General features: G+C 36.1%; 9 protein-coding genes. 3 read left to right on the plus strand and 6 right to left on the minus strand.

All coding sequences use genetic code 11. The annotated features are described in order from the left end of the window. Together ES676_RS08705 and ES676_RS08710 are read right to left on the minus strand one after the other, a co-directional pair. A partial coding sequence (locus ES676_RS08705; protein ID WP_148369939.1) for a PKD domain-containing protein occupies positions 1 to 2944 on the minus strand: 2944 nt, incomplete at its 3' end. A gap of 10 nt (positions 2945 to 2954) precedes the next feature. Further along, positions 2955 to 3416: a hypothetical protein gene (locus ES676_RS08710; protein WP_148369940.1), complete on the minus strand. Its 462-nt coding sequence runs from the start codon at positions 3414 to 3416 to the stop codon at positions 2955 to 2957. A gap of 165 nt (positions 3417 to 3581) precedes the next feature. On the opposite strand from ES676_RS08710, the gene folE reads away from it, so the two are divergent. Genes folE through yidD form a run of 3 tightly spaced genes read left to right on the plus strand, consistent with a single transcriptional unit; the run spans position 3582 to position 6039 of the window. Beyond that, entirely contained in the window at positions 3582 to 4259 is a 678-nt protein-coding gene (gene folE / locus ES676_RS08715; RefSeq protein ID WP_148369941.1) for a GTP cyclohydrolase I FolE, read from the plus strand. Between the two features lie 30 nt (positions 4260 to 4289). Then, positions 4290 to 5771 carry a cysteine--tRNA ligase gene (gene cysS, locus ES676_RS08720; protein ID WP_148370107.1) on the plus strand — a complete coding sequence of 494 codons (1482 nt, stop codon included), beginning with the start codon at positions 4290 to 4292 and terminating at the stop codon, positions 5769 to 5771. Between the two features lie 34 nt (positions 5772 to 5805). Next, positions 5806 to 6039 carry a membrane protein insertion efficiency factor YidD gene (gene yidD, locus ES676_RS08725; protein ID WP_148369942.1) on the plus strand — a complete coding sequence of 78 codons (234 nt, stop codon included), beginning with the start codon at positions 5806 to 5808 and terminating at the stop codon, positions 6037 to 6039. Positions 6040 to 6350: 311 nt separating this feature from the next. Here the strand turns inward: yidD and ES676_RS08730 are convergent, their stop codons facing one another. From ES676_RS08730 to secDF, 4 genes are all read right to left on the minus strand, one after another. Next, a complete protein-coding gene (locus ES676_RS08730) occupies positions 6351 to 6851 on the minus strand; it encodes a carboxypeptidase-like regulatory domain-containing protein (RefSeq protein WP_148369943.1) in 501 nt (166 codons plus the stop codon). A 699-nt stretch (positions 6852 to 7550) separates the two neighbouring features. Further along, positions 7551 to 8042: a DUF192 domain-containing protein gene (locus tag ES676_RS08735; protein ID WP_148369944.1), complete on the minus strand. Its 492-nt coding sequence runs from the start codon at positions 8040 to 8042 to the stop codon at positions 7551 to 7553. A 2-nt stretch (positions 8043 to 8044) separates the two neighbouring features. Further along, a complete protein-coding gene (lgt, locus tag ES676_RS08740) occupies positions 8045 to 8971 on the minus strand; it encodes a prolipoprotein diacylglyceryl transferase (RefSeq protein WP_148369945.1) in 927 nt (308 codons plus the stop codon). Between the two features lie 372 nt (positions 8972 to 9343). Further along, positions 9344 to 12370 (minus strand): protein translocase subunit SecDF, encoded by a 3027-nt coding sequence (gene secDF, locus ES676_RS08745; RefSeq protein ID WP_148369946.1) that lies wholly within the window; start codon positions 12368 to 12370, stop codon positions 9344 to 9346. Between the last annotated feature and the right edge of the window lie 7 nt (positions 12371 to 12377).

A 12377-nucleotide genomic window follows, 5' to 3' on the forward strand; every position in this document is an offset into this window, starting at 1 on the left:
TTGGTTGTCCGCCAGAAACGGTCCCTGTGGTAGCATCTATTACAGCGCCATCCGTTGGTACTGGGTTAAACACATACGTTCCGCCTGGTGTTGCTTCTGTATCGACAATACCGCCGTCGCACGTTGGCGTCATTGTTATACTCGCATCGTCTACTGATAAAACGGTAAGATCGAAAGATGCTGAAGAAGGACAAGTCCCTCCAAAGCTATACTCTACTGTATAGTTAGCTCCTGAAGTTCCATTTGTTACTGCACCAGTTGTAGGATCGATTGTTGCTGTATCCGTTGGTAGTGGATTAAAAGCATACGTACCACCTGCCGTAGCAAAACTATCTACAGTTCCGCCGTCGCACGTTGCTAACATTGTAAATGAGGCATCTTCAGTCGTATTAACCACAAATGATTGTGTACTAAAATCAGGACACGTTCCATTTGTTGTGTATTCTATAGTATAAGAGGTATTAGAGGTTCCTCCTGTAACTTCACCCGTCGCCACATCAATCGTAGTACCATCTGTTGGTACTGGATTTAAAGCAAATACGCCACCTGGAGTAGTAACTGTATCTACTACTGCGCCATCACAAGTTGCCAAAACGGTAAAACTAGGATCGTCTAAAGCAGGAATTACTAAATCGAATTGCGATGTCTCTGGACACGCACCATTGGTAGTATATTCTATCGTATAGGTTGTATTTAAAGTAACATTTGTTACTTCACCTGTATTAGCATCAATTACCGCTGCATCGGTTGGTGCAGGATTAAATACAAATGTTCCTCCTATTAAGGCTACTGAATCAACAGTTCCTCCTGTACATGTTGCATCCATTGTAAATGACGCATCATCCGCCGGCAACACAGTTAAATCTTGAGTAGTAATTCCTGGACAAGCGCCTAAAGTGTTATATTCTATGGTATACGTCGCTCCCGGCGTACCGTTAGTTACTTCACCTGTATTAGGATCGATTGTTGCTGTATCTGTTGGCGCTGGATTAAAAGAAAAGATTCCACCAGTTGTAGCTATTGTATCTACAGTTCCTCCTGTACAAGAAGGGATCATAGTAAATGAAGCATCGCTATTTGAAAAAGTAATCACCACATCGTCTGTGATAGTACATCCAGCTCCTGTAACGCTAACACCATATGTTCCTGTATTAGGAGAGGCTACTGTTAATGTAGGATTTGTTTCTCCAGCAATATCTGTACCATCTAAAGTCCATTGATACGTTGCTCCAGTTGTAGCAACAGTGGCATCTAAAACAACATCTGCATTACCAACACATAAGTTTTGATCTGGTCCTAAATCTACAGAGAAAGGAACAAAAACAGTCACATCATCGGTAACAATAACAATCTCACCATTACAGTTGGTATATGTTACTTCTGCTGTATAGGTAGTATCTTGAGTTGGGCACACACTAAATGTAGGATTTGTTGAAATTACTGTACCGGCAGCATCCAACCAAGCGAATGTTACCACACTAGGTCCAGCTGGTGTAAAACGCCATGCTTCGTCAGTAGTCACCCATGGGGAATCTGAAGTATTACGTCCTGGTGGTACAAAAGCCGTAGTACCCGCATGATTTTGAATACCTACAACTGCACTACCACCGTTCCATGAACATGTTGGCTTATCTTGAATATAGATATCAATAACATTAGTTGTTTCATACATTACCGCCATATGCGTTGCTTTCTCACTAGTACAACTAAACATTGAGACGTCATAAAAAGATACCGCCAAAACTCTATTAGGCGCAGTACCTATAACTTCCCATGCTATTTCATTACCATTAGTTGATGAAGGAAGTATATCGTGTCCTGGTGTAAAAATATTAGCCTCCCCTAAAGTTGGGTTTGTATTATTAGGCAAATTCTCACTAAAACCCCAAGCATTTGTAGTGTCGGCTGGATCAACATCAAAACGAACAACCCCATTAGAACCTACCTGAAACTGAGTCTCTACGCCTCCAAAATAACAGAAATCAAAGGGTAAGCTCTCTACTGCTGCCCATCTATCATCTGTACTAAGATTTATCGAGTTCGCTAAGCCATTAAAAGGAAATGGCGGCGTAAAGGTAATTTCATTTACGTTATACGTATTGGTTAAACCAATATCTAAATATTGTGCATTTAAATCGACACAACCGGTGGCGCAATCTACAGTTAAATCGTCACCTGCATCTACGTTAGGGTTACCGACGCTAGACGCACCAATTATCGCTACTAAATCGATAGTGTTAGTACTCTGGCATCCGTTAGGATTTGTGTCTATAATAGTAAGTGTAACATCAAACAGTCCTGCTGCAGGATAAGCGTGCGTTACCGTTTGTCCCGTTGCCGTATTTCCATCTCCAAAATCCCAAGTATAGGTTGCACCTGCTCCAGATCCAGAAAAATTACCACTACCATTAAAGGTTATAGTTTCGTTAAGATCGGCTTCTACATTACCATCTATATTTAAAACTGGAGAGGTACTATCTAGAACGGCTACAATAGTTTGGCAAGGTTCGAAACAAGAAATTGTTGCTGCCCATCCAGAAGCATTTCCACTAGCATTCGATGTGAAATTTAATGTTAAACAACCCGTTGCATTAATTGTCGTATCAGAGGCTGTTACAAAACCAGGGTTAGCAGACGCTCCACCACCAGTATATGTTCCTAAAACAGGTGCAGTCGTGTCGTCCCCATCATAAATAGTTAAAAATTCGCCATTATTCTGCGTACTGTACGCAAAACCTGAAAAATCTAATTGGGTTAGAGAATTGCCCTGATCTGGACAGATAGTAATTGTAAAGTTTTCGTTTGAGCCATAACTTGCAGATGGTCCTCCAGAATCGTAAAACGTTCCCGAACACTGCGTAAATGTACCGTTTTGCATTAACACATCTTGTGAAAAGCCAAAACTTGAAAATAAAATTAGTATTAAAAGGGTAATTTTTTTCATTGTGTATTTTTTAGTGTTCGTGCTGAGGAATTATCGTTAAAATATAAGCGCTGTTATCTATGTGATATGTCACGCGTTTTTTACCATAAAACGGTAAATTGTATTTAAGTACGTTAAAGTTGTCTGAAGAGTAAAAAGCATCTCTAGTTAACGCCTTATTATAAATATTAAAAAGTGGTATACTTGATAAAGCAGGGAAGTATGATAAATCTTTATTTTTATGCTCTACAATCTCTACTCTATTTCTTAAAATGTTTTTAATATCCTTAATGCGTTGCGGACGGTTTAACACCTCTTGATCTAAGTGATCTGCGTAAACATCTTTCAACATTTTTAATTCTTTCGCTGTTAAAGGCGCCTTAACATTGTCGGCGTAAAAGACGTGTGTTGAATGCTTCTTAGTTACCGACTGAGCCTTAACATTATAAGCGCTAAAAGTAAGCATAAACACTAAAGTGTAGAGTAATTTCATAGTTGTTTTTTATATTATAGGGTCTAAAAATAAGTAAAATATCTTTAACATTACGTTAATATAATGTTCTGTTAATTATATAACAATTCAAATTTAAAAACCCCTACCTCTTAACTATGATTTTTTTATTACTTATCTTTGCTTTTTAAACATTTTACTGGATTAATGGAAATTGATAATACAACAAAAAATCACGAGTCAATTGGTGAAAACCACATAGGTACTTCGGCAGTTACGCCTATGAAAGCAGACGCTTTTAAACTAACAAGCACAGAAAAAATTGACATCATAAAAGACGATGTACGTCATATACTAGAAACCTTAGGTCTTGATTTATCAGACGATAGTTTAAGTGGTACACCAAATCGTGTCGCTAAGATGTTTGTAAACGAAATTTTTGGTGGTTTAGACCCTCAAAATAAACCTAGCGCTTCTACTTTCGATAACAAATATAAATATGGCGAAATGCTGGTAGAAAAAAACATTACGGTGTATTCTACTTGCGAGCACCATTTATTACCAATTGTTGGCCGGGCTCACATCGCCTACATTTCTAACGGTACTGTTGTGGGCTTATCTAAAATGAATCGTATTGTAGATTATTTCGCAAAACGTCCTCAGGTTCAAGAGCGATTAACCCTTCAAGTCGTACAAGAGTTACAAAAAGTATTAAACACTGAAGATGTTGCTTGTGTAATGGATGCTAAACACCTTTGCGTCAATTCTCGTGGTATTAGAGATATCGATAGTAGCACAGTAACTGCAGAGTTTGGTGGCCAGTTTAAAAACAAAGACACCAAAAGAGAATTCTTAGATTATATTAAGTTAGACACAACGTTTTAATTTAAACAAACAGTATCATAACCTATGGCAATGCAGCTTTTTAAAAACCAAACTATTAAGATCTACAATTCGCTAAGCGGAAAAAAGGAACCTTTTAAAACAATTACCGACGGTTACGTGGGTATGTACGTTTGTGGTCCTACCGTTTATAGTCATGTACACCTTGGTAACGTTAGAACTTTTATGTCTTTCGATATGGTCTTTAGATACTTAAAACATTTAGGTTTCAAGGTGCGTTATGTCCGTAATATTACAGATGCTGGGCACTTAGAAAATGATGCCGACGAAGGTGAAGATAAAATTACAAAAAAAGCACGTTTAGAAGAAATTGAACCTATGGAAGTAGTACAACGCTACACCGTAGATTTTCATAATATTTTAAACACTTTTAATTTTTTACCGCCAAGTATCGAGCCTACAGCTACTGGACATATTATAGAGCAGATAGAATTAATTAAGACTATTATTGACAATGGTTTCGGTTACGAAATTAATGGTTCTGTGTATTTTGATGTCCATAAATATAATGAGACTAATAATTACGGTATTTTAAGTAAACGCAAATTAGAAGATCTTATTCATAATACACGAGAGCTGGACGGCCAAAGCGATAAAAAGAATCCGCAAGATTTTGCGCTTTGGAAAAAAGCCGAACCACAACATATTATGCGTTGGCCATCGCCTTGGAGCGACGGTTTTCCGGGTTGGCACCTAGAATGTACAGCGATGAGTACCAAGTACTTGGGTAATCACTTCGATATTCACGGTGGTGGAATGGACTTAAAATTCCCACATCACGAATGCGAAATCGCTCAAAATCAAGCGGCCAAAGGGCAGTCGCCAGTAAATTACTGGATGCACGCCAATATGCTAGAGCTTAACGGACAGCGCATGTCTAAAAGCACCGGGAATATTATAAATCCTACCGAGCTTCTTACCGGTCATAACGATAAAATGTCTAAGGCATACAGCCCAAGCGTTATTCGCTTTTTTATGATGCAAGCTGGGTACCGTAGCGTTTTAGATTTAACCGATGCCGGATTACAGTCTAGCGAGAAAGGTTTTAATCGTTTACTCGACGCGATTAAAGAATTAGACACTTTAACACCGTCTGAATCATCGACATTAGATATTGACAGTTGGAAGCAGAAATGCTACGACGCAATGAACGACGATTTTAATACACCTATTTTAATTGCTCATTTATTCGACGCCGCAAAGTTTATTCACCAAATTAAAGACGGCTCGCAACATGTAACAATAGCTCATTTAAACACACTTAAAACCACCATTAATGCTTTTGTTTTTGAGGTTCTAGGATTAACAAATGTTACCGAAGCCGCATCAGAAACCGATACTTTAGCCGGTGCTGTAAACGTGCTTATTAAATTACGCCAAGAAGCACGAGCCAACAAAAATTTTGCCCTTTCCGATCAAATTCGCGACGAACTCGCCAATGCGGGAATACAACTAAAAGACGGTAGAGACGGTACCAGTTTTTCGGTAAATTAAACGCACGCTTTTTTAAGCCTAAACTTTTTGTAACGTGAAAAAAATTCTAATCGCCCCTTTTTTATTTATAATTAAGGTGTACCAAGTCTTTATTTCTCCATTTACACCAGCCACGTGCCGGTACCAACCCACCTGCTCGCACTACACCAAAGAAGCACTACAAGTTCACGGCCTAATTAAGGGCGGGGTACTCGCTATAAAACGTGTTTTTAGTTGCCATCCTTGGGGCGGCAGCGGTTTCGATCCCGTTCCTAAAAAGGAGGAATAATTACGATATGCTTATGGGAATTCCCTTGTAAAAAAGGAAAGTCAGGCTTTCGCTACTCGCTTCCCAAAGAATTATTGAGGGAGCTCAAAGCATTCCGCTCAACTGCGAAGTAATCACGAATACCCTTTTAAAAAAATGAGTGAATGTTCTCCTTAACTCGATTAACGCCTTATAAAAGAAACTCTGTAAAAAAAAGAAAGGACATTATTAAAATTTAATAATGTCCTTTCTTTTTTGTAACAACGTCTATGTATACAAACACCCAACGTCCTTTGATTTAGCACTAAAACCGTAATTGTTTTAAAACGGTGTTAGCCACTATTTTTCTTTTTCAGTTTTCCTTTTATTAACTCAATTTCTTTATTTATTTTTTTTTCGTCAAGATATATAATTAAACTATCGGATTTAATTTTAAAATTCCCACTATATTTTTCAACCCAAGTTCCAGTTACAAAAGTGTTTTTATTATACGGATTTGGATAAAAAGGTTCTTCATATTCAATAAATTCGGATTGCTTTTTTAGTTTAAAGTTTTGAAATTCAGATTCCGATTCTAATTCAATTAAGAAGGGTTTATGTCCTTCGTAGGTCACTTCTATTTTTGGATCATAACAAAAACCAGACATATCTCCAATTTTAAAAAGTCCGTTTTGGTTGGATTCTGAAGTTATATTTTTTCCAACCATTTCAATTTTCGCACCGTTTATTGGCTTTCCAGTTTCTGACGAAATAATTTTCCCACTTACAATAATTTGACAGTCGCAAGAACATAATAAAAATAAAATTACGATTGAAGTAAAAAAGTTTCTCATTGTCATCTCTCAAATTGTGGCTAACGGTTACGTATATGATTTGTGCGGCTTAAAATCCGCAGGATTTTCAGCCGTAACAAACAGATTATTAAATATATAAAACTTTAAAATATGAACGGATTTAATCATAAATTATATACAATGTTAGCAATAGTACTTTTTATTTTAAAGAGTCCGATTTTATGGTTTCAGGATAATGTTCACGATAATCCAACGTATCCAAATTTGACGAATCTTTTATTTTGGTGGTTAATTGCTACTGTTGTTTCAGTTCTGTTTGTTTGGTATTTTCTAAAGTGTCTTTTTTGGATTTTAAATCCGATTCTTTTATGAAATTAGCCCATATTAAAATACCTAAAGTTGCTGTTGGGAATATGTACTTAAAGAGAATGTTTTTAATATTTTTCCAGAACAAGTTTTTAAATCCGCCCAGATTTTCTAAATCGGTTATTTGTGGCTCGAAAAATTTAAAACTATATGAATTACCCCTAACCAGTTCAACTCCAAGTTTTAATTGTTCCGCTCTAATTATAGCGATTAATTTTAAAAATTCGGATTCTGGTATTTATTTAAATTTATCTGAAAGACTACTGAATGAAGTTATTTGGGCTCTATCTTCTTTGTGTTTACATATAGATAGAAGTAAATCAATGTTTTTAGCTTGTTTGTATGTCATTTCAGTATTATTGCCAACACCTTTTATAGTGCCGAAAATTCTATTTTATCCCCAGCTTCAAGATTCCATTTTTTAGATAGGCCGCCATTTATTTCTAATACATATTGCGCAGCACTTTCCGATGGTAAAGACGATTCATCCATTGGTTTGGCCTCTCTTTGAATACTTACAATCGCTCTATTGTGGTCTAAATAGATAATATCTAAAGAAATGTGCGTGTTACGCATATAAAAACTTCGCGGCTGGCTATCTGGAAATACAAATAGCATTCCTTGGTTGTCCTTTAATTCGTTTCTATACATTAACCCTAAATCGCGTTCGGTTTGCGTTAGTGCTAATTCAATATCTAAAACTTTAATAATAGAATCTGTTCCTTTTTTAAAAAGTGTTAAATCACCTTCCTTTTTAAAGGGTACTTCTACCTGCTTAATCACCTTATTCTCTTCTTTACAAGACATTGTTGTTAGTGCAAAACAAGTACTTAATGCTATTAAGACTACACGGTATGCTTTCATAATTACTGCACTTTTGTTTTTGGTTTATAGACAAACATAAAATACAGTCCGACTATTATAAATGGGATACTTAACCATTGTCCGGTATTTAACAACCAATCGGCACGCTCTGCATTTTGAGCTTCTTTTATAAATTCTACAAAGAATCTTACGGTCCATAACAACACTAAAAACAGTCCGAATAAAAAGCCAATTTGTTCCGATTTTTTTGTTTTCAAATAGAAAAACAATAATATAATGAATACGAAAATGTAACAAAATGCTTCGTATAATTGTGCCGGGTGTCTTAGCGGCACAGCCTCCAATAAAGATACAAATTGCGGATTATCGGTTACTGCGGCATACGCCTGCTTGTAGTTTTTAATTCCAGTAAGTTGCATAATTTCGCGTTTGCCATAAAATTCTTGCACAAATCGCACTCCAAAAGGAGAGTCGGTAATTTTACCTATAATCTCAGAATTAAGAAAGTTACCAATACGTATAAAAACAGCCCCAGACGCTACAGGAATCACGATACGATCTAAGATCCACATTAAGGACTTATACTTGTATTTGCGACGGTATAAATACATACCAATAACAATACCTATAGCTGCACCGTGACTTGCTAATCCAGAAAATCCTGAGAATTCGAATTCTGGAACGAAATGAAACGGTAAAAACACACTAAAGAAATCTTGAGAGAATAATTCTGGCTGATAAAAGATAACGTGTCCTAAACGCGCTCCCAACATTGTCGCTAGAACGGTATAAATAAATAAGGGATCTAAATATTCTATTTTTATTTTTTCTCTTATAAAAATGCGCTTCATTACTTGCCAGCCTACAATAAAGGCGGTAACCCACATTAAACTGTAGAAATGAATTTTAAAATTACCTACGATGTCTATTCCCGTAATAGGATTCCAGTCGATTGTTAATAAGTGCATAGATGTATTTTTAGGTTTGTAAATATAGCATTTACAGATAATTTATTACGGTTTCTTACCAAAGGATTAACGATAATTATTATCTGTGTTATGGATTATGCTTTCATTAATTATTAATAGTTTTATAAATAGCGGTTTTATTACGGATTACCCCTTCATTTTTAATTTTATAAACAGGTATTCGTTATTACTACGCCACAGAGCGATTGTTTAAGCGCTTCCAGTGTTTCTTTGGTCAGTGAACCGCGAAATCCCTTATTTTTACTAGTAATTGCAACGTCATACCCAAAACACAGCCATTAAAATTAAGATACAAAAAAGCCTTTCAAGAACAGATCTTGAAAGGCTTTTGTATTTTAAAACTTAGAATTCTTAAGCGTTTAACTCAGTGTTTTCTTCTGTTTCTACTTCTTTATCTTTTAATGCATTCGCTGTATCTCCTTTTTTAACTGAATCGTACATTATAGGTGTTGCAATAAATAATGATGAGTACGTACCTACAATTACACCAACAATTAAGGCGAACATAAATCCTCTAATTGATTCTCCTCCAAAAATGAAGATAGTTAATAACACGACTAATGTTGTTAACGATGTATTTAAGGTTCTACTTAAAGTACTACTTAAAGATCTATCTATAACCTCATCGAATGTCCAAGAAGTGTGCTCGTTAAAGAATTCTCTAATTCTATCGAATACTACCACGGTATCATTTAAAGAGTAACCAATTACGGTAAGGATCGCTGCGATAAACGCTTGATCTATCTCTAAAGAGAATGGCATAAACTTGTAGGTTAAAGAGAATACTCCTAATAGTATTAATACATCGTGGAAAACTGCTGCTACCGCACCAAGTGAGAATTGCCATCTTTTAAAACGAAATAATATATATAAGAACACGACCACTAACGATCCTATTACAGCCCAGAAAGACTCTTTTTTAATGTCGTCGGCAATGGTTGGACTTACCTTATATTTCTTCATTAAACCAGCCGTTTTAGATTCTTTATTTTCAATAAAGCTTGGGTAGTCCATACCATTTAGGTAAGGCTGTAAAGCATTAAATAAAGACATTCTTATTTCTTCGTCTGCTTGTTGTGAAGATTCGTTAACTCTAAATTTAGTAGTAATTTTTAATTGGTTATCGTCTCCAAAGGTTTTAGCATCGGCACTACCAAAAACAGCGTCGTCTGATAACAGATCAGTAATTTCCGTTGCGCTAACAGGCTGATCGAATCGCACTTGATACGTTCTACCTCCAACAAAATCGACACCTTGATCTAAACCATTTGTAAAGAAAGAAACTAAACTTACTAAAATCATTACCGTAGAGATACCATAAGCTATTTTACGTTTCTTAAGGAAACTTACATTAATACCTCTAAATAAGTTTTTAGTAACTCCTGTAGAGAAGCTTAATTTTCCACCTCTTGCATCGTACCAGTCAATTAATAATCTGGTGATGAAAATAGCTGTAAATAATGAGGTACAAATACCTATTAATAACGTTGTTGCAAACCCTTTAATTGGCCCTGTACCAAATAAGAATAAAATTAAAGCGGTTAAACCTGTTGTAATGTTAGCATCTAAAATTGAAGATAATGCATTACTAAAACCGTCTTTAATAGCCGTTTTTTGGTCTTTACCTTTATAGAGTTCCTCTCGAATACGTTCAAAAATAAGCACGTTCGCATCGACCGCCATACCAATAGTTAATACTATACCGGCAATACCAGGCAAGGTTAATACAGCTCCTAATCCTGATAAAATACCGAAGATTAATAGAATATTTAATAACATTGCAATATCTGCAAATACTCCTGCTTTACCGTAGTAAAAGAACATCCAGATTAATACTAATGTTAACGCAATTATAAAAGACATTGTACCACTCTCGATAGCTTCTTTACCTAATGTTGGTCCAATCTCATCCGATTGAATTATCTCCGCTTTTGCAGGTAAACGACCGGCACGTAAAACGTTTGCTAAATCGGTTGCTTCGTTCAATGTAAAGTTTCCTGAAATCTCTGAACGTCCGCCGGCAATTTTACCATTGTTAATTCCTGGTGCAGAATACACGACGTTATCTAATACAATAGCAATCTGGCTTCCCGTTTTAGAGGCTTTATCGGTCATTTCTTCCCAAATTTTAGAGCCTTGAGCATTCATTTGCATCGTTACTGTTGGCTTGTTCGACGGGCTGTAAGATTGGCGTGCGTCGTCTACCACTCCTCCGCCTAACGGTGGAATGTTGTCTCTGGTTCCTTTTAATACATATAATTCTGTTAGCTCGCTATTTGGTGCTGGTTTACCAAATACGAATTTTACATCTTTAAGTTCTGTTGGCAATAAAGCTTTTACCTCACGCTTTTTTAATATTGAATATACTTTAGCACTATCTGCTATGTTAAATTGATAAACGATTGGTCCGCCTTGGTAGCCTGGTCCTTTTACTAAATCTAATAATGGATTTACTTCTTTAGTTGATGTATCTTCCTCTCCTGTAAGATCACCAATAATATCATCGGTAGCGTCTTCAGTGCTCTCTTGTGCTACTGTTTCTTCTCCTTCTACTTGGTTTTCTGCTTTTATCTCGTCTTTCAACAATGTATTTACATCATTAAAATACTGAAAAAACTGCTCTCCTTTTAAAGTATCCCAGAATTCTAATTCTGCCGTACTTGTAATTAATTCTTTAGCACGCTCAACATCTTTAACCCCTGGTAACTCTACAAGAATACGCCCTGAAGTTCCTAAACGTTGAATGTTTGGAGACGCCACACCAAATTGGTCAATACGTGTACGCAATACTTGTAATGCAGAAGCGATAGATTCGTTGATTTTTTGTGATAAAACAACTTTTACATCATCGTCCGACATTCCTCTTTTGATTTCACTTTCCAAAGAACGCGTTGCAAAAATATCTGGAGACGCTAATTTAGTATCGCCTTTAATAGCATCGAAAGCCGTGTAGAAATCGTCAATAAAGTCATTCTGACTGTCTTTCTGAAGTTCGGCAGCATCATCTAATGCTTTGTTGAAAATAGGATCTTTACTATTGTTAGCCAATCCTTTTAAGATGTCTTTTACAGAGACTTGTAAAATTGCTTCTAAACCCCCTTTAAGGTCTAGTCCTAATTTCATCGAGTTTTCTTTAACATCTGCGTAAGTACTTCCTAAGAATACTTTCTCATTAGAGGCTGCTAACGAGTCCAAATAAACGACTTCGTAATCGTTAACTTTTTCTTTTCTGTCTTCTACTGAAGCATCAAATTTACTTTCCGCAATTGTTAATGCATCGCTCTCGATTGCACTATTTTTAAACGTGAAAGATAATTGGTAAAGACTTACCAATCCGAATAAAACTGCAAACAGCTTTATTAATCCTTTATTTTGCATGGTGTTG

The sequence above is a fragment of the Bizionia saleffrena genome (assembly GCF_008086175.1).
Classification (GTDB): domain Bacteria; phylum Bacteroidota; class Bacteroidia; order Flavobacteriales; family Flavobacteriaceae; genus Bizionia; species Bizionia saleffrena.